Source organism: Butyricimonas sp. BSD2780061689_150309_C8, from assembly GCF_015560935.1.
Classification (GTDB): Bacteria; Bacteroidota; Bacteroidia; order Bacteroidales; family Marinifilaceae; genus Butyricimonas; species Butyricimonas paravirosa.
This window is the reverse complement of record NZ_JADMSV010000002.1, coordinates 296,664-317,021: the sequence shown is the minus strand read 5'-3', so window position 1 is coordinate 317,021 and position 20,358 is coordinate 296,664. Positions and strand designations below refer to the sequence as shown.

General features: G+C 34.6%; 18 protein-coding genes. All 18 read left to right on the top strand.

The window, feature by feature from the left end:
• The first annotated feature begins 1 nt into the window (after position 1).
• Complete coding sequence (locus tag I2I33_RS03900) at positions 2-1,291, top strand: nucleotide sugar dehydrogenase (RefSeq protein WP_087419898.1); 1,290 nt, start codon at positions 2-4, stop codon at positions 1,289-1,291.
• On the top strand, positions 1,291-2,595 hold the full coding sequence (locus I2I33_RS03895; protein WP_087419899.1) for a lipopolysaccharide biosynthesis protein: 1,305 nt from the start codon (positions 1,291-1,293) through the stop codon (positions 2,593-2,595). Before I2I33_RS03900 ends, I2I33_RS03895 begins: the two co-directional genes overlap by 1 nt.
• Positions 2,592-3,716, top strand: coding sequence for a CapA family protein (locus tag I2I33_RS03890; RefSeq protein ID WP_087419900.1), 1,125 nt, complete (start codon positions 2,592-2,594; stop codon positions 3,714-3,716). Before I2I33_RS03895 ends, I2I33_RS03890 begins: the two co-directional genes overlap by 4 nt.
• Positions 3,701-5,275, top strand: coding sequence for an asparagine synthetase B family protein (locus I2I33_RS03885; protein ID WP_087419901.1), 1,575 nt, complete (start codon positions 3,701-3,703; stop codon positions 5,273-5,275). Before I2I33_RS03890 ends, I2I33_RS03885 begins: the two co-directional genes overlap by 16 nt.
• A gap of 9 nt (positions 5,276-5,284) precedes the next feature.
• On the top strand, positions 5,285-5,875 hold the full coding sequence (locus I2I33_RS03880) for an acyltransferase (protein WP_087419902.1): 591 nt from the start codon (positions 5,285-5,287) through the stop codon (positions 5,873-5,875).
• Position 5,876: 1 nt separating this feature from the next.
• Positions 5,877-7,187, top strand: a complete 1,311-nt coding sequence (locus tag I2I33_RS03875; protein WP_087419903.1) for a UDP-glucose dehydrogenase family protein — start codon at positions 5,877-5,879, stop codon at positions 7,185-7,187.
• Between the two features lie 10 nt (positions 7,188-7,197).
• Entirely contained in the window at positions 7,198-8,196 is a 999-nt protein-coding gene (locus tag I2I33_RS03870) for an NAD-dependent epimerase/dehydratase family protein (RefSeq protein ID WP_087419904.1), read from the top strand.
• Positions 8,196-9,020 (top strand): glycosyltransferase, encoded by an 825-nt coding sequence (locus I2I33_RS03865; RefSeq protein ID WP_087419905.1) that lies wholly within the window; start codon positions 8,196-8,198, stop codon positions 9,018-9,020. The genes I2I33_RS03870 and I2I33_RS03865 overlap by 1 nt, the downstream gene beginning before the upstream one ends.
• Positions 9,021-9,027: 7 nt before the next feature.
• Complete coding sequence (locus I2I33_RS03860; protein WP_087419906.1) at positions 9,028-10,008, top strand: glycosyltransferase family 2 protein; 981 nt, start codon at positions 9,028-9,030, stop codon at positions 10,006-10,008.
• Complete coding sequence (locus tag I2I33_RS03855) at positions 10,005-11,105, top strand: glycosyltransferase (protein ID WP_087419907.1); 1,101 nt, start codon at positions 10,005-10,007, stop codon at positions 11,103-11,105. The genes I2I33_RS03860 and I2I33_RS03855 overlap by 4 nt, the downstream gene beginning before the upstream one ends.
• A gap of 7 nt (positions 11,106-11,112) precedes the next feature.
• Entirely contained in the window at positions 11,113-12,390 is a 1,278-nt protein-coding gene (locus tag I2I33_RS03850) for an O-antigen ligase family protein (protein WP_087419908.1), read from the top strand.
• Positions 12,368-13,666, top strand: coding sequence for a hypothetical protein (locus I2I33_RS03845; protein ID WP_087419909.1), 1,299 nt, complete (start codon positions 12,368-12,370; stop codon positions 13,664-13,666). Before I2I33_RS03850 ends, I2I33_RS03845 begins: the two co-directional genes overlap by 23 nt.
• A gap of 2 nt (positions 13,667-13,668) precedes the next feature.
• Positions 13,669-14,739, top strand: coding sequence for a non-hydrolyzing UDP-N-acetylglucosamine 2-epimerase (gene wecB / locus I2I33_RS03840; RefSeq protein WP_087419910.1), 1,071 nt, complete (start codon positions 13,669-13,671; stop codon positions 14,737-14,739).
• A 14-nt stretch (positions 14,740-14,753) separates the two neighbouring features.
• Positions 14,754-15,971, top strand: coding sequence for a DegT/DnrJ/EryC1/StrS family aminotransferase (locus I2I33_RS03835; RefSeq protein WP_204247531.1), 1,218 nt, complete (start codon positions 14,754-14,756; stop codon positions 15,969-15,971).
• A complete protein-coding gene (locus tag I2I33_RS03830) occupies positions 15,968-16,555 on the top strand; it encodes a sugar transferase (RefSeq protein WP_087420610.1) in 588 nt (195 codons plus the stop codon). Before I2I33_RS03835 ends, I2I33_RS03830 begins: the two co-directional genes overlap by 4 nt.
• 187 nt (positions 16,556-16,742) lie before the next feature.
• Complete coding sequence (gene htpG, locus I2I33_RS03825) at positions 16,743-18,794, top strand: molecular chaperone HtpG (RefSeq protein WP_087419912.1); 2,052 nt, start codon at positions 16,743-16,745, stop codon at positions 18,792-18,794.
• Between the two features lie 93 nt (positions 18,795-18,887).
• The gene (locus I2I33_RS03820) at positions 18,888-19,502 is read left to right on the top strand and encodes an HdeD family acid-resistance protein (protein WP_087419913.1); all 615 of its coding nucleotides are present in this window, start codon (positions 18,888-18,890) and stop codon (positions 19,500-19,502) included.
• 78 nt (positions 19,503-19,580) lie between these two features.
• Entirely contained in the window at positions 19,581-20,237 is a 657-nt protein-coding gene (upp, locus tag I2I33_RS03815; RefSeq protein WP_087419914.1) for a uracil phosphoribosyltransferase, read from the top strand.
• Positions 20,238-20,358 lie beyond the last annotated feature (121 nt).

The following is a 20,358-nucleotide window of genomic DNA, read 5'->3' as shown; positions in this document are numbered from 1 at the left end:
CATGTATAATAAACTAGTGAATAAAGAAGCCAAGCTGGCACTTGTCGGTTTAGGCTACGTGGGTTTGCCCATCGCGTTAGAGTTCGCCAAGAAAATTTCTGTTATCGGTTTTGACATCAACGAGGAGCGTCTCGCGAAGATGCGACAGGGGATAGATCCTTGTAAAGAGCTGGATCATACCGCTTTTGAAGAGGCTGATATAAAGTTTACCTCCTCTATTGACGAGTTACGGGAGGCTTCATTCTTTATCGTGGCAGTACCGACCCCGATAGATCGACATAATCAACCGGACTTGACCCCGTTGTTAAGCGCGACACGTTCGGTCGCTCACGCCTTGAAGAGAGGGGATTACGTGGTTTACGAGTCAACGGTTTACCCCGGTTGCACGGAGGAGGATTGCTTGCCGATCCTGGAGGAGATTTCCGGCTTGAAGGCGGGTGTTGATTTTAAAATTGGTTACTCACCGGAACGTATCAACCCCGGGGAGAAGGTTCACACGTTACCTAACACGATCAAGATTGTTTCCGGTTGTGATGGTGAAGCCCTGGATGTCATCGCCAAAGTTTACGAGCTCGTGGTTAAGCCGGGAGTTCATCGAGCCCCGAATATCAAGGTGGCCGAGGCTGCTAAGATTATCGAGAACACGCAGCGAGATGTGAATATAGCCTTGATGAACGAGTTGTCGATTATTTTCAGCCGAATCGGAATCAACACGTATGACGTGTTGGAGGCTGCCGGGACGAAATGGAATTTCTTGAAGTTCTACCCGGGATTGGTGGGAGGACATTGTATTGGTGTTGACCCTTATTACCTGGTGTACAAGGCGAGCGAGTTAAAATATCACACGCAGATTATCAGTGCGGGGCGTTTTATCAATGACACGATGGGAGGTTACATCGCCAAGAAACTGGTGAAGAAATTGATAAATATGGGTAAGGGAATTCTTGGGGCTAGAGTTTTGGTTATGGGTATGACCTTCAAGGAAAACGTGGCTGATATTCGTAACTCGAAGGTGGTTGATATTATTAACGAGTTGAAAGATTTCGGAGTTGATGTTGACGTGGTTGACGCTCATGCAGATTCGGAAGAGGTGAAACAGATGTACGGTTTCGGGTTGATCGAGAAGCCGAGGAATAATTATGATGCTGTGATCGTGGCTGTTTCGCATGATGCTTACAAGGATTTGGACGAGACGTATTTCAAGTCGTTGACTTATGATAATGCGGTGTTAGTAGATGTGAAAGGAATGTACAGAGGGAAGATAAATGAATTGAAGTATTGGAGTTTGTAATGGCATTAGGAAAAGAGTTTTTCAAAAATACATTTAAAATAGCAGGATCAGCAGCATTAGCACAAGGAATAGGTATATTAACAATACCTATTTTTGCTCGTCTTTTTACTCCAGAGATAGTAGGACAATATGCTTTATTTACTTCTTTGGTAGGTATTTTGGCTGTATTTGGTAGTGGGCGTTACGAACTAGCATTAATGTTACCTCAAGAGAAAAAACGTGCCATAGATATTATGCACGGTTCTATGTTTATAGCTCTACTCTGGTCTGTATTTCTATTTATAATTGTATTGTTAGGAAAAGATTTTCTTTTAAGAATTGGGAATTATGGAAGTATTGAATCCTATGTGATATTTATTCCTTTGGCTGTACTTTTTACTTGCTGGAATAGAATATTACTTTATTGGTTTAATAGAAATAAACAATTTGGAAAGAATGCTTTATTGAATATATTTAATTCTGGAGGGACTAAAATCGTTAATGTTGGAGTAGGGGTTATGGGATTTATTTCTGTTGCATCTTTAATATTTGTGAATCTGTTTATTTTGTTTGGGGAATTTTTATGGCGTAGTATAATTTGTTTTAAAGATCGTAATGTTGATTATTGTAGTGTTTCTTACTATGCGATAAAGAAGGAGTTGATTCGGTATAAAAAATTCCCCTTGATTGATACATGGAATGGTTTGTTAGATACAGGTTCTTTATTGATAGTTCCTATTTTATTATCAATTTATTTTTCTGATTCTGACGTTGGTTTATATAGTCAATCTTTGACGTTGGTGCAATTACCTTTAGCTCTGATTGCTTCTGCTTTGGGACAAGTTCTTTTCCAAAGGTTAAGTGAGGCAAAGCATAATGGGGAGATAGGACAAGTGGTTTCGGATTCGTTTGTTTTATTATTACAGATAGGAGTTCCTGTATTTCTTATCATTTTTTTATGGGGAAAGGAGTTGTTTGCCTTTTTTTTGGGAGATCGTTGGGCGATGTCTGGTAAATATGCGGAAATGTTGGCTCCTTGGTGTTGTTTAAAATTGTGTTTTAGTCCGTTAAGTTTGATATTTAGCATTTTGGAGCGGCAAGGGTTGTCGTTATTTTTAACAATATTAATAATAATAACTAGAATTGTAGCAATTATTATAGGAGGAATTTATAGTGATATATACCTGTCAATTCTTCTTTTTGGGATATCGGGTGTTTTAGTGAATGTTGTAGGAATTTTTTTTGTTATGATTTTATCTAAACAAAAATGGTCTAATCTATTGAATGCACTTAGAAAAAGTCCATTAGACATTGTTCGCGAATGATAAATCCTATTATAAATAAAATAAGAAAAAAAGAAGAAGATAATTCTGTTTCTATTGGAATTGTAGGAGATGTTTCTTTCCATAATATAGATGTTCCTTCGATAGATTTTTTTACTCCTTTGATATCTGTCATGCAAAATACAGATATTGTTATTGCGAATATAGAAACGGTAGTTTCAAATAGAAATTTATCACCAGTAAAGAAACAAGGAATTTTTTTAAAATCAGATCCGAACTTTTTGAAAATATTAAAAAAGATCGGAGTTGATGTTGCTCTTTTGGCCAATAATCATATAGATGATTATGGATTAGATGGAATTTATGATTCTATTGAAGCTTTGACTAAAGAAGAAATACTTTCTTTTGGAGTAAAAGGATTGGAAGAGTTGAGTATTAATAAAAAAGGAATCTCTTTTCGTTTGAGGGGTGTAGTTACTCCTTATGAAAGTGATGAATTTTTAACATCCTATGGGAAGTCTTTAAATTCTATAGAAATGGTTGAGAGTTGTGATGCTTCTCATTTAATTTATTTCATTCATGGTTTTGATGAATTATATTCAATTCCATTTCCTTGGCGTGTTAAATTATTAAAACAAATTCGAGATAAAGTTTTGCCAGCGGCATTAATCTCAGGACATCAGCATATTTATCAGGGATATAGTTTAGGTGAGATCCCTATTTGTTGGAGTTATGGTAATGGTTTTATTTCTATTGATTATCACTCGAAATCAAATATAGATGCAACAATAAGTTGTTACTCTGTCTTACATTTTGATAAGAAAGGATGTTATCAGATTGATGAATATTATTATCGTTTTTCTCAAGAAGGAATTTCTATTTTATCTGAACATGAGTTAAAGGAAGTTTTGGATAGAGTTAGGAAAGGTTCAGAGTGTACAAAAATTTATGAGCAAAATGAGTGTCTTTGGGAAGAAGAATGTTACGAAAACTTTAATACACATCGATTTAAACAAAATATCGTAATTAATTTTCTGTATGATATTTATAGATTTTATAGATTTCGTAGGCAAATTAAATATATTCATTATCGATATATGTTTTTAGGATATTTAAAGAGAAAATGGGGAATTAATCTATACAAATTATGGAAATATTACTAGATACTCATAATCGATCTTGGTATGTAGGGAATAATGTATATTCTATTGGTTATGCTTTTATTGGAGAGCAATTAATCAAGGAAGAAGCTTTGTGTTTATATTTAAGTGAACGAATTAAACATGGAGATTTATCAAAATCGTTAGAAGAATTAAATGGTTCTTTTGCTGCTATAATACAAAATGGAAATGAATATTATTTGATTGTTGATCAAATAAGAAGTTATCCGTTGCTTTATGTGTGTGATGGTAAAAATTGTTGTATATCAGATAATGCATCTTTTTTAGAAAAATATTATGAAAATACTGATTTTAAGGATGTTGTTATAGCAGAGTTCTTAGCAATGGGGTATTTGTATGGGGATAAGACATTATATGAGAACATAAAAAGTGTCGAAGCTGGTTCGTATGTTTTATTGTCAAATAATAAAATATATGAAAAATGTGTTTATTATCGCCATATTTTCCCGAAAATACAAGGAAAGACAGACCAAGAATTAATTAATATTTCGTCGATAAAACTTGAAAAAGCTTTTTGTCGAATTTTACGGACAATAGGAGAAAGGCAAATTGTTATTCCTTTAAGTGGAGGGTATGATTCCCGTTTAATTGCTTGTCTTTGTAAGAAATATAATGTATCGGATATTGTATGTTTTACTTATGGTGTTCCTGAAAGTGATGAAGTTAGAATATCTAAACAAGTTGCAGAGAATCTAGGTTTTATGTGGTATTTTGTAGAATACACTCAAGATTTGTGGATTGATTTATGTTGTTCAGAATTTTATACAGAATATCAAAAATTTGCGGGAAATTTAAATACAGTTCCTTGTATACAAGATTTTATTGCGATTAAAGAATTAGTAAAAAGAAAATTAATATCTGATAATGCAGTTGTATTGCCGGGACATTCAGCAGATCTGTTGGGGGGGAGTCATCTTGTTTTTAATAATAATTTATCTCTAGATCGTTTACTATATGAAAAGTATTGTAATTTAAATGTGTTGAAATGGACTTACCAAAAAGAAATACAGAGAAAAATAAAGCAATCAATAAAGATCAGATGCAGAGATATGGAAGAATATTGGAATCTGTTTAATGACTGGGGAATTAAAGTTCGTCAATCTCATTTTATTGTAAATAGTGTGCGTATATATGAATTTTTTGGGTTAGAATGGCGTCTTCTATTTTGGGATACAGAATTTTCTGAATTTTGGAACTCTATAGAATGGGAGAAAAAAAAAGGATCATATTTGTATCATACTTTTTTAATGGAAAAGTATTTTAAGGATTTTTCTGTTGATTTTCTAAAAATACAATCTTCATCTTCTTCGTTTTGCTCACAAGTAAAGAGGATATTTCCATTGCAATTTTTTTTGATAATACGATATATAAAAAATATGTTGCGGGAAAGGAATGTAGAAAAAGATGAAAACTTATTTTATGTAGTTGTTAATTATTATAGAGGCAAGAATGAGTGGTCTTTAAATTATCTTTTAAATACACCATCTAATATAAATGCAGTATTAGCTTTAGAATACTGTAATTTAGTGAAATTGTATTAATCTAAGCAAATGATTAAATATATAACTCGTCCTTTGTTTTATGCTAAATTAGTTGGATATTTTTTGTTTGGTAAAATTTTTGCCCGTTTACTATTTCCATCCTTAGATTTGAATTCACGTTGGTTTTGTTCTCCAGGGGCAGATGGATGGAAATGGATATGGTCTAGTTTTATTTGGCAAAAAATTGGAGGAATAAATCAAAAGACTCCTTGGCCTGTTTCACATCGAATAATTGTTGTTAAGAGTGAAAATATAAAATTTCACATGGATGACTTAAATAATTTTCAAATGATGGGTAATTATTTTCAAGGTTGTGGGAAGATTATTATAGGACAAGGATGTTATATTGCATCGAATGTTGGGATGATAACACAAAATCATGATCTTGATAATTTAGATCAAAGAAGTGAACCAAAGGATATTGTTTTAGGAAAGAATTGTTGGATTGGAATGAATTCTGTCATTTTGCCTGGTGTCGTTTTAGGTGAAAAAACAATTGTTGGTGCAGGGAGTGTGGTTACTAAAAGTTTTTTAGAAGGATATTGTGTTATTGCTGGAAATCCTGCTAAAAAGATTAAGGATTTGAATAAAAACATATAAAATGAAAATAGCGATAGTAGGAACGGGATATGTTGGTCTCGTTACGGGGGCTTGTTTTTCGGAAATGGGAATAGATGTTACGTGTGTAGATGTTGATAATGAAAAGATTGAAAAACTACAAGAAGGAATCATTCCTATTTATGAGCCTAATTTAGATTTATTAGTAAGTAGAAATGTAAAAGCAGGACGTTTACATTTTGAAATAGATTTGAGTAAAGTTGTAAATCAAGTTGATATATTATTTTGTGCTGTTGGTACACCTCCTGATGAGGATGGAAAAGCTGATTTGAAATATGTATTAAATGTAGCCCATGCTGTTGGGAAATATTTAAACAAATATCTTTTAGTTGTAACTAAAAGTACAGTGCCTGTTGGTACGGCAATGCGAGTAGAAAAGGCTATACAACAGGAACTTAATTCACGAAAAGTGGATGTTGAATTTGATGTAGCTTCTAATCCTGAATTCTTGAAAGAAGGTTCTGCAATAGAAGATTTTATGAAACCTGATAGAGTTGTGATTGGAACAAAAACAGAAAGAGCTAGGGAATTAATGAGCTTGTTATATCGACCATTGATGTTAAATAATTTCCGTGTTATTTTTATGGATATTCCTTCGGCAGAAATGACAAAATATGCAGCTAATTCTATGTTAGCAACTCGAATTTCCTTCATGAATGATATTGCAAATTTGTGCGAATTAGTAGGTGCTGATGTGAATATGGTTCGTCAAGGTATAGGGTCGGATTTACGGATTGGAAATAAATTTTTATATCCGGGGTGTGGATATGGAGGATCTTGTTTCCCCAAAGATGTTAAAGCCCTTATTCAAACAGCTTCTGACTATCAATATAAAATGCGAGTACTTGAGGCTGTTGAAGAAGTAAATGGGCTTCAAAAGAGAGTTCTTTTTAGAAAACTTTCAAGTTTTTATCATGGAGATTTGAATGGTAAAAAAATTGTGATATGGGGATTAGCGTTTAAGCCTGATACTGATGATATGAGAGAAGCTCCTTCATTAGTGATTGTTGATCTTCTTTTGACGGCAGGATGTGAAGTGGCAGTTTATGATCCAATTGCTTTGCCTGAAGCAAAAAAACGTTTAGGTAAAAAAGTTTCCTATGCTGAAAATATGTATGATAAATTGATTGGAGCAGATGCTTTGTTGCTGCTAACTGAATGGAAAGAATTTAGAATTCCAGATTGGAATATTGTGAAAAAGTCGATGAATACACCAGTGATTTTAGATGGTCGAAATATATATAATCGAAGAGAGATGCTGGAAAATGGTTTTATATACGAATGTATAGGATAAATAAAAGAATATGGTAATATTGGTGACGGGGAGCGCTGGTTTTATTGGTTTTTCTTTAATCCAAAAACTAGTTCAAGTTAAAGAGTATTTGATTATAGGTATTGATAATATTAATTCTTACTATAATCCTGTTTTGAAATTAAATCGTTTGAAAGAATGTGGAATTGAGAATATACAAGATAGACAGATTATTACCTCTAGTAAATTTGATAATTATAAATTTGTAAAAGGGGATATTGCAGATCAAGTATTGATAAATAGCCTCTTTGAAAAATATCATTTTAATTTGGTTGTTAATTTAGCAGCACAAGCTGGAGTTCGTTATAGTTTAGAGAATCCTCATGCTTATATTCATTCAAATATAACAGGATTCTTGAATATTTTGGAAGCATGTAAATCCTACCAATGTAAAAAAGTTGTTTATGCATCTTCTTCTTCTGTGTATGGTGATGCTACAGATTTTCCTTTATTAGAAAATCAGTTACTTGATGCCCCTGTTAGTATTTATGCTGTGACTAAAAGAAGTAATGAATTAATGGCTGCGGTATATTCTCATTTGTATCAAATAAATACCATCGGGTTACGTTTTTTTACTGTATATGGTCCATGGGGAAGACCTGATATGGCTCCAATGTTATTTGCTAAAGCAATAAAAGAAGGTGGGGTAATTCAAATTTTTAATAAAGGAGAATTAGCTCGAGATTTTACCTATATCGATGATATCGTTTATGGTATATATTTGGTAATGCGAGGTCATAGTTTACATTTAAATGATGTCTATAATATCGGGAGAGGAAAAGCAGAGAATCTGCTCCAATTTATAGAATTGTTGGAAAATTCTTTTGAAAAAAAAGTAAAAAAGATATTCGTTGGAATGCAACCTGGAGATGTTGTTAAAACGTGGGCAGATACAAATAAACTCGAGCAAGACTTTAATTATAAGCCTCAAGTTGATTTATCAGATGGTATTAATTCTTTTGTTACTTGGTATAAAGAATATTTTAAATAATGGATACTTCTACTGTTATTGGTGTATTGTTACCTGTTTATAATGGAGATAAATTAGAGTATTTACGATTAGCAATAGATAGTATTTTTAAGCAGACATATTCTAATTACATCCTTTTGATAGGGGTAGATGGGATAATTACTAAGGAAGTTCATGATTATTTAAATCATTTGGATTCATTTGAAAATGTAAATGTTTCTTTTTTTAAATCTAATAGGGGGTTGGCATGTGTTTTAAATGATTTAATTTCAGTAGCTAAAAAATTGGGAATAACTTATTATGCACGAATGGATGCAGATGATGTTGCAGAAGAAAAACGTTTTGAATATCAAATAAAGTTTTTGCAAAATAATCTTGAAATAGATGTGGTCGGTGGTGCCATCGAAGAAATTGATGAGTATACTCAATTAAGAAATAAGAGAATTATGTATCCGTTATCACATCATGATTGTTTTAGATTTTTTAGATATAGGGATCCTTTAGCCCATCCTGCGGTTATGTTTAGGTCAACCTATTTCGATAAAGTGTGCGGTTATCGTGATAAATATCGGAAAAATCAAGATACAATGTTATGGTTAGATGGCTTTTTGAATGGGTGTCATTTTGCTAATATTCCTAATACTGTACTTTATTTTAGAATTACGGAAGATTTTTTTCTCAAGAGAAGGAATGGATTAAAAAGAGCTTGGAGTATGCTTAAAGATCGTTTTATGATTAATAAAAAATTGCATTATGGTTTTTTTTCATATGTTTTTGCTATAGTAATGTTTATTATAACAATAACTCCTGCTAAAATAAAAGCGATGATTTATAAATTAAGATAGTAGTTTTATGCAATTAAGTATAATCGTTCCAGTATATAATGTAGAAAATACTTTGTCTAGATGCTTAGATTCTATTTTGCGACAAACTTTTAAGGATTATGAATTATTACTAATTGATGACGGTTCCACAGATAAATCTGGTTTGATATGTGATGAGTACGCAGATAAAGATAAAAGAATAAGAGTTTTTCATAAAATTAATGGGGGTGCATCTTCTGCGAGAAATGTTGGTCTAGATAATGCACAAGGTAAATATATAGGTTTTGTTGATAGTGATGATTGGGTTGTTGCTGATATGTATGAATATTTAATTGCGAGATTAGAATCAACCAAAAGCGATGTCGTACGTGCTAAAAGGATAGAGACTAATGGGAATATTCATTTTGTGCAGGGGAAAATAACAGAAAAGATATTTGAAGGTGAAGATATCTTGTTAGAATACATGTATCGAGGAACAAAAGAGGGTATATATGGAGTTTGTGATTTTGTTTATAAAAAAAGCTTGTTTGACAATTTGAGGTTTCCTGTAGGTATAATATATGAAGATATTAATACAAACTTTCAGTTACTACAAATGGCTCAAAAAATGATAGTTGTGAATAAGGTTGTATACTATTATTATCAGGGCAGTGAAAGTGTTACACGGGGACAATTGAAATTGAAAGATTTAGATTTGTTAGAAGTAACATCTAGATTAGTGGAATTGTGTAATGAAACTAAAAATAAGCGTCTTATATTTCTTGCAAAAGTAAAAAAAGCTCGATCTTATTTTTCTTTTTTAAGTAAAATTGCATATTATGGAATTTCAAGTGAAATTGTGAATAAGGAAAAGATTATTAATCAATACACGCATGAATTGCGGAAGAATATCTTTTTACTTTTATTTTCTCCAATATCATTTTGTCGTAAAGTGTTAGCTATTTCTTTCTGTCTTAATTATTCTATTGCTGAAAAATTGATTTGTTTATATAAAATAACACATAAATGAAGAGAATTTTGATCTATGGGATGTCAAATAAATTAGGTGGGGTTGAAATGATTATAAAATCTATTATTCAGCGTTTGAATAAAGATTTGTTTTGTGTAGATATAATATTACCTTTAGGTGAATGTCTTTATGAAAATCAATTGGACTCTTTTTGTGTTTATAGGCTACCTTTGTGGGGTAATAAACCAATTCGTTTTAGAAATGAATTAAAGAGATTATTGAAACAGAATTCTTATGATTATATTTGGATTAATTTGAGTGTATTTGCTAATATTACTATTTTAAATGTGATAAAGAAATACTCAAATTCTAAAATAATTTTGCATTCTCATGGTAGTAGCTTTGAGTGTTCTAATAAATTTAAGCGACTTGTTTTGATTATAATGCATGCTTGCTATCGAAGATTTTATTTAAAGCATGCTAATTTATTTTTTGCTTGTTCTAAAAATGCTGCAAATTGGTTATATGGGAAAAAATTTACTGCTCAGCAAAACGTAATGATAATAAATAATGGAATAGATATAAGTAAATTTTCTTTTGATATAAGAATTAGAGAACTATATCGGAAACAAATGGGAATAGAGAATAAACATGTTTTATTACATGTTGGTCGTTTTTCTGAGGTTAAGAATCATATTTTTTTACTCAACTTGATGATGAAATTTATGAATAGACATATGGACTTTATTTTATTTTTCGTTGGGGAGGGTGAATTAATAAATTCTATTAAACAGAAGGTTTATTCAATGGGGTTAAGTGATTGTGTATATTTTTTAGGACAAAGAAAGGATATTTCAGCATTAATGCAAATGGCAGATATATTTTTATTACCTTCTTTTCATGAAGGCTTTCCTGTAACGATAGTTGAAGCACAGGCTGCTAGTTTACCGTGTGTAGTTTCTGATTCTATTACGAAAGAGGTTAAAATTACTGATTTAGTTCATTTTGTTTCATTGCGTGAACCAGAAGAGGTTTGGATAGATACAATTGTGGAGTGTACAAAATGCAGTAAACAAAGAGGAAAAGAACTTGGGAGTGAACTAGAAAAGTTTTCAATTTCTAATGTTGTGATTGATTTAGAAAAGCAATTATTATGAGTTAATTATGGAATTTGGCGTTCAGTCTAATTTGGTTAAAAATACTTCTTATCAGTTACAATATTTTTTTAAAAATATTTTAGTCTCCTTTTCAGCTTTTTTTGCGACATGGGGGGAGGGGATGCAACATTTATCAATAAATGTGTCTAAATTTTTTTTATTTGCAGCTTTAGCATTGATAATATACTATGTTCTTTTGGTAAAAGAACGGAAAAGCTATTTATCTAAAAGTTTTAAATATCTAATTTGTTTTATATCATTTCATACTCTCATTTATATATTTGTATTTAATCCTGATGTATTGAATTTTGGAATACAAAGTTCTGTTAGATTGCAAAATGATTTTTCGAGAGAGATTGAAGCGGGAGGAAATACGATTCTACGTTTTTTTATTTTTTGTGCATATAGTTGTGTCTTGACATATTTTTTGTTGAAAGATAAAAAACTGTTCTTTATTTATATCTTTTTTTATAGTTTAGGTTTTGTGGTAACACTATTAATTGGAGGTCGAACCTTTATTGCCGAAAATACAATAAGAGTTTCAGGGGGCGTCATGGATCCTAATGCAATGGCATTTTCGGCTATAATAAGTTTTTTTGGCGGACTTTATTGTTATTATAAGTGTAAAAAGATCCTTTTTAGAGTCTTGACAATAGGTGTTATGTTAATATCATTTGTCGGAGTTATTGTATCGATGTCTCGTGGTGGAATATTAGCTTTTGCATTGGCTGGCTTTTATTACTTGATTCATAAATATAAATTTTTCCATTTATTAGGAATCTTTCTTTTGTGTGTTGTGATGTTAGGCTGGTTTTATACAAGGTTACCTATTGAAATGAAGACAGCTATAGAATTGAGATTTTCGATAGATAAAGCTAAAGAAGATAGGGGAGCTGGGAGGTTAGATGTTTGGGGAGATTATTTATCTAATATCGATAAATATTTTGTATCAGGAATGGGGATGGCTAATGAAAGAGCTGCTATAAAAGATAATTATACCCATAGACTAAATATAACACATAATCAATATTTACAATATTTTGTTGAATATGGAATAATTGGAGTGTTATTATTTTTTTATTACATAGTTTCCTTGATAAATGGAATTATGAAAGGAAATAATTTGATTTTATCTTCTATTTTTATTGCAATGCTTGTTGTTATGTTCACTTTAGATATTGATAAAACACGGGATTATTGGATTGTTTTAGCATGGATGAACACTGAATATTTTTTTTATTTAAAAAATAGAATTAATTTTAATGAAAATACTATTATGCACTAGATTATTTGCTCCAGAAAATCTGATTGGTGCAATAAGACCGACTAATTTTGCAGATAACTTATACCATTTAGGACATGATATAACTGTTTTGACGAGCGGGGAATCTAGTAATAACACAAAAGATGCTAGAAATGGGTATGTTGTTTATCGAATAAGTAAAAATAATTTTTTAGAACGTTTAAAACGGAAAAGAATTACAAATGTAACATTAAGGAGTAATACTAAAAATCAGAAAACAAAAAGTTCTATTATTGCTTTCAGACGACATTCATTTGCTTTGCTTCAGGATATTTTTTGGTTTTGGAATGCTTATAAAGCTTTGTCTAAAATCTGTAAATCAAAGGATTTTGACATTGTTATTTCCTCTTATGGACCTTTAAGTTCTTTTTTATTAGGATTTTGTGTAAAAAGAAAACGATATGCAACTTATTGGATCAGTGATATGCGAGATATGATTGTTTCGACGATTACACCTAAAGTGTATAAAGGAATATATACAATGATTCAAAATAAAATGTTGAAAAATTCAGATGTAATAACAGTCGTATCTGAAGGGCAAAAAGCCATATTATTGAAACAATTAAGTCATAAATGTAAGAATGTAGATGTACAGGTACTTTATAATGGTTTTAATAAAATGCCCCAGTTACAAAATTCATTGGCATCAAAAAGTTGTAAATTAATTATTACATATACGGGTGGTTTGTATTCAGGATTGAGAGATTTATCTATGTTATTTCGAGCGTTACTTGAATTGTATCGTGAAAATAAAATAGATATGAGAAATGTTGAGTTTCACTACGCAGGAGATGATTTTGAAGAATTACTTTTACAAGTAGAAGATGATAGTTTGTATAAATTTGTACAAAATCATGGTTTTATTGACCGTCAAAAATCTTTGGAATTACAGGTGTGTTCGGATATTTTAGTTGTTTTGAGTTGGAATACGGAGCAAGAGCAAGGAATTTTAACTGGTAAATTTTTAGAGTATTTGCATGCTCGGAAACCTATAATAGGTTTAGTAACTGGAGATAAACCAAATGCGGAATTAACATTTTTGATAAACATGCTGAATGTTGGCATATCATGTGAATATGTGGGAAAACGAAGTGCTTTAGATGATTTAAAAAGGTATATCTTGTCTCAATACGTAAATAAAATGAATACAGGATCTGTTGCTTATAATGCGAAGGAGGAAGAAATAAACAGATTTGATTATTGTAATATATGTCGAGAATTGGAAAAAATTTGTAGTAATTTATTTATAGTAGACTGATCGTGAAATTTGTAACAATTATTGGAGCCCGTCCGCAGTTTATAAAAGCTGCGGTAGTTAGTCGAGCGTTTACACAATCTCAGCATGTTGAAGAAATAATAGTGCATACCGGACAGCATTTTGATGCTAACATGAGTGACGTATTTTTTGAAGAAATGTGTATCCCGAAACCACATTATAATTTAAATATAAATGGGTTGGGTCATGGAGCCATGACGGGGCAAATGTTGGAAAAGATCGAAAAAGTATTGTTAGAAGAGAAGCCTGATTGGGTTCTTGTGTATGGGGATACTAATTCCACACTTGCAGGTGCATTGGCTGCAAAAAAGTTACATATAAAAGTGGCTCATGTGGAGGCGGGGTTACGCTCGTTTAATATGACTATGCCGGAAGAAATTAATAGGATATTAACAGATCGGATTAGTGATGTTTTGTTTTGTCCAACAGATAAAGCAATTGAAAATTTGAAGTTAGAAGGGTATGATAATATTGATTGTCATATTGTAAAAAATGGTGATGTCATGCAGGATGCTGCTTTATTTTATTTGAATAGAGCAAGAATGCCTCAAGAGATTATCCCATCAAAATTTGTATTGTGTACTGTACATCGAGCAGAAAATACAGATGATGAGGTTCGGTTGAAGAATATATTTTATGCCCTAGAAACGATTTCTGAGCAATGTCCTGTTGTATTGCCTTTACACCCAAGAACAAAGGGAAAATTATTGGCGATTAACTATGATTTTGCTAGAAGTAAGATTTGTTTTATCGATCCTGTTGGCTATTTGGAGATGGTTTGGCTGTTGAAAAACTGTGAGTTAGTGATGACTGATAGTGGAGGATTACAGAAAGAGGCATATTTTTTTGAAAAATATTGTGTGACAATGCGAGATGAAACAGAGTGGGTTGAATTAGTCGAGAAAGGTTTTAATGTACTTGCTGGAAGTGAACCTACTAGGATTATCAGTAGTGTTAATGTTATGATCTTTAAAAATAAAGAGGGTTTTGAAAATCGACTCTATGGTAATGGAGATGCAGGCGAGAAGATATTGGATACATTATTGAGTGTTTAGGATTTAAAATTTTGATTATGATACCATTTTCACCACCAAGAATTGACCAGAAGGTCATTGATGAGGTTGTTGATACCTTGAAGTCCGGTTGGATTACGACGGGACCGAAGACGAAGGAGTTTGAACGGAGGTTGACAGCGTATTGTGGAAACAAGGCGACGTTGGCTGTAAACTCGAATACTGTTGGGCTTGAAGTTGTACTACGGTGGTTTGGAGTACAGGAGGGGGATGAGGTGATTGTACCGGCGTACACGTATTGTGCCACGGCGAATGTGATCGTGCATTGTGGGGCGAAACCGGTGATGGTGGATGTGAATGCGGATGATTTTGACGTGTGTTTGGAGAAAGTGAGGGAGGCGATCACGGATAAGACAAAGGTGATAATGCCTGTTGATTTGGGAGGTATGCCATGTGCGTATGATGAGTTGTTTGAATTGGTGGAGGCAGAGGACGTGAAAACGTTGTTTCTGGCGAAGACGGAAGAGCAGAGGAAATTGGGAAGGATTTTGATTTTGTCGGACTCGGCTCATTCGATAGGTGCGGAATACAAGGGGCGGAAAGCGGGATGCCTGGCTGATGTTTCGGTGTTTTCTTTTCATGCGGTGAAGAATCTGACCACGGCGGAGGGTGGAGCGATCATGTTGAATTTGCCGGAGCCTTTTGATAACGAGGAGGTGTATAGGTATTTATGTACATATACTTTGCATGGACAAAATAAGGATGCGCTGGCCAAGACGAAAAAGGGGGCGTGGCGTTATGACGTGCTTGTGTCCGGTTTTAAGGGGAATATGACGGATATTATGGCTTCTATCGGTTTGGTGGAGTTGTCTCGTTACGAGGATGATACTTTGCATTACCGGAAGTGTATATATGATCAATATACTGATGCTTTTGCCCGATACGGATGGGCAGAATTGCCGATTTATGAAACGGAAGACCGGAAGAGTTCTTATCATGTGTACTGTTTGCGGGTGAAGGGAATTACGGAGCAACAACGGGATGAGATTATTCAGCGGATTTTTGACAAGGATGTTTCGGTAAACGTGCATTTTCAACCCTTACCTTTGTTGAGTGCATTTAAGAATAAGGGGTATAAGATTGAAGATTATCCGGTTGCTTACGATAATTATTGCCGGGAGATTTCTTTACCAGTGTGGTATGGGTTGAGTGAGGAGATGGTAAAAACGGTTATTGATGCTGTTATTTGTTCTGTAGAAGAGGTTTTGGCGTGATACGCTTTTGTGATGTTTTCTTTTCTTTATTGGGCTTGATAGTTCTATCACCCATTTTTGTGATTATAGCTTTATGTATCGTGTTGGATAGCCGGGGAGGTGTGTTTTATCGTCAGGTGCGAGTGGGGCGGGATGGTAAGGATTTCCGGTTGTTTAAGTTTCGATCCATGGCGAGCGGGGCGGATAAGAAGGGTTTGATAACCGTGGGGGCAAAGGATTCACGGGTAACACGGGTCGGGTATTTCCTGAGAAAGTATAAACTGGACGAGTTACCGCAGTTGCTGAACGTGGTGCGGGGAGAGATGAGTTTGGTGGGACCGAGACCGGAGGTGAGGAAGTATGTGGATATGTATTCTGTCGAACAGCGTAAAGTGTTGGCAGTAGTGCCGGGTATAACGGATTATGCTTCTATCGAGTATGCGGATGAAAATACCATCTTGGGACAAGCAAGTGATCCGGACCGGGCTTACGTGGAGCAAATTATGCCGGATAAGATACGATATAACATGAAGTATATAGATAATCAATGTTTGAAAGAGTATTTTAAAATTATATTTTTGACGTTGATGAAGATCGTTAAATGATGTAAGGATTTCGTGATTGAAAAAGAGATAGTACCCCGGATGAAAGTCCGGGGTATTTTTGTATAATGAAAAAGTTGTTGTAGGTGAAGGTGCGGCTGTCAAATCGGCAGGAATTTGGGTTTGGCATAACTATTGTCATTTAGTTGTCGTAAAATTTGAAGTATAATTAAATTAAAAATATAGAGTTATGTCAACAGGAAAGATTGGAGTTTCAACAGGGAATTTGTTCCCGATTATCAAGAAATTTTTATACTCGGATCACGAGATCTTTTTGAGAGAGATTGTTTCGAATGCGGTGGATGCTTCTCAGAAAATGAAAGTATTGGCTTCGAACGGGGAGTTTAAAGGTGAACTTGGTGAGTTGAAGGTAAGGGTGAAGGCTGACAAAGCGGCAGGGACGCTGACGGTATCGGATAACGGTATCGGTATGACGCAGGAGGAAGTGGAGAAGTATATCAACCAGATCGCTTTTTCCGGTGCGGAGGAGTTCATGAACAAATACAAGGATAACGCTGCTGCTATTATCGGGCATTTCGGGTTAGGTTTCTACTCTTCGTTCATGGTGAGTGATCGGGTGGAGATCGTAACGAAATCTTATAAAGAGGGGGCGAAGGCTGTAAAATGGTCATGCGAGGGAAATCCGGAATACACGTTGGAAGAGACGGAAAAGGCCGAGAGAGGTACGGATATTATCATGCATATCAGCGAGGAAGAGAAGGATTTTCTGGAAGATGCTAAGGTGAATGAGTTGTTGACCAAGTATTGCAAGTTCTTGCCGATAGAGATTATTTCAGGAAAGAAGAAAGAGTGGAAGGACGGGGAATACAAAGATACGACGGAAGATAACGTGATCAATGATACGAATCCGGCATGGACCCGTAAACCGGCTGATCTGACGGAGGAGGATTATGAGAAATTCTATCGTGAATTATACCCGATGGCTCAAGATCCGTTGTTCCATATTCATTTGAACGTGGATTATCCTTTTAACCTGACGGGTATATTGTATTTCCCGAAGATCGACAACAAGTTCGAGATTCAGAAGAATAAGATCCAATTATATAGTAATCAAGTGTACGTGACGGATTCCGTGGAAGGAATTGTGCCGGAGTACTTGACATTGTTGCATGGTGTGATCGATTCTCCGGATATTCCGTTGAACGTGTCCCGTTCTTATTTACAGAGCGATCGTAACGTGAAGAAGATTTCAAGTCACATCACGAAAAAGGTGGCTGACAGTTTGAATGATATTTTCACGAATAAGCGGGAAGACTACGAGAAGAAGTGGGATGATTTGAAGATTTTCATCCAATATGGAATGTTGACGGATGAAAAATTCGCCGAGAGAGCCAAGAGTATCTTCTTGTTCAAGAATACGGAAGGGAAATACTTCACGTATGAAGAGTACGAGAACTTGATCAAAGCTAACCAGACGGATAAAGATAATAAGGTGGTGTTCCTGTATGCCACGGATGCTAAAGAGCAATACACGTATATCGAGACTGCCAAGGGTAAGGGATATGATGTGTTGTTGATGGATGGTCAGTTGGATACACACTTTATCAACCATTTGGAACAAAAGAATTCCGATCACCGTTTTGTTCGGGTGGATTCGGATGTTATCGACAAGTTGATCCCGAAGGAAGAGACAAAAGAGGTTGCTTTGAGTCACGAGGAGCAAGAGGAATTGCGTGCCGTATTTACTTCCCAGTTACCGAAGGAAGAAGGAATGTTTATGGTTAATTTTGAGGCGATGGGTGAGAATGGTGATCCGGTGATTGTGACACGTTCTGAGTTCATGCGTCGTATGAAAGAGATGGCAGCCATGAATCCGGGAATGGGATTCTACGGGGCAATGGGCGATCAGTACACTTTGGTGGTGAACACGGATCATAAGTTGGTGAACGCAATCCTGGAAAACGAGAAAAAGGAAATGAGTGCCCAGTTGGAGCCGATTAATTTCGAGATTAAGGAGACTGAAAAGAAACAGGCAGAGCTGGACGAGTTGAATAAGGGTAAGAAAGACGAGGAGATTCCTCAAGTGGATAAAGATCGAAAGAGTGAATACAACAAGACGATTGCCGATCTGAACAAGCAGAAGAACTCGTTATTGGAGGAATATGGAAAAGGTAATAAGGTTGTTGGTCAGTTGATTGATTTGGCTTTATTGGCGAACGGACTGCTGAAAGGCGAGGCGCTGAATAAGTTTGTAAAGCGAAGTGTTGAACTGATTAAATAAAAAATTAAGCCGGACAAGTCGTCCGGCTTAATTTTTTCAAAAATAATCACTACTTTCGTTGACGAATTTCGTATAAATTAAAAAATAGAAGTTATGCAGATTATCTATACTTCCGGAAATTACAAAAGGACCATCGTCAAATCGATCGTAGCGATTGTTTTGGGTCTTGTACTTGTGCTGTGGCCAACTGAAGTGTTAAATTACACGGTAAAAATTATCGGTGCCGTATTTTGTGTTACCGGAATTATCTCCTTTCTGGTCTCTATGCGGGATCAGGATGAGCGTTCGGCCAGGGGACTGACTTCTTTTAACGGTATCGGAAGCATTATTTTGGGTATTCTGTTGTGGTCGATGGCTGATTTTTTCACCAATATGTTGATGTATTTGTTGGGATTTATCTTGATTGTTGCGGGGATTGGTCAGTTGGTGATGTTGACTTCTGCGAGGAAATTCGGGCATATCGCTCCGTTGAGTTACGTGTATCCGGTAATTATTTTGTTGGCCGGATTGATTGTTTTTGCTAATCCGTTCTCGGCGAAAGAAGGAATTATAACTTTCTTTGGTGCTGTTACGATATTTTACGGGATAACGGATTTGATTAATCATTATAAGGTTAATCAGTTGCGTAAAGAGACACATGAGGCCGAACAACAGCAGAAGATGGGATGCGGAGAGATTGAGGATGCGGAGTATGAAGAAATAGAATAAATGAAGATTTTAAATTTTAGATTTTAAAACAGGATAGGTGCGTGTGATAGAAAAGGTTTAAGAAAAGAAATAGATAAAATGGTGTATATTATTAACAAGGAGGATTCGGTTTATAATCGTTTTTTAGCAGAACTTAGAGATAAAGAGATTCAAAAAGATCCGTTGCGTTTTCGCCGGAATTTAGAACGGGTTGGTGAGGTGATGGCTTACGAGATCAGTAAGACGTTTCATTATTCAACGCAGCAAGTACAGACACCGATTAACGTGGCTGATGTCAGATTGGCAGACGAAGAGGTGGTGGTGGCATCCGTGTTGCGTGCAGGATTACCTTTTCATCAAGGTTTTTTGAATTATTTCGATCGTTCCGGGAGTGCTTTTATTTCGGCAAGAAGAAAATATAAGGAAAATCATATTGATTTTGAAATTCGTTTCGATTCTATTTACACGCCAAGTTTGGAAGGAAAACAGTTATTGCTGGTAGATCCGATGTTAGCCACGGGAGGTTCAATCGTGGTGGCTTATCACGAGTTATTGAAACAGGGTGGAAGGCCTGCGCACACGCATATTGCGGCTATTGTTTCCAGTCGTCAAGGTATAGAAAAACTTACAGAGGCTTTGAAAGATGAGCCGGTAACGATCTGGACGGGGGCATTGGATGAGCATCTGACCGAGAGTTGTTATATTGATCCGGGAATTGGTGATGCCGGAGATTTGGCTTTCGGGGAAAAACTGTAAGAGTAAGATTTTGTGATTGGCGATTGAATGATTTTGTGATTACCAAGAGTATTGGATGGTGGGAGGGAATCACGGAATCTAAAAAGATAAAAACTAAAAGATAAAAACTGAAAGTTAGGAG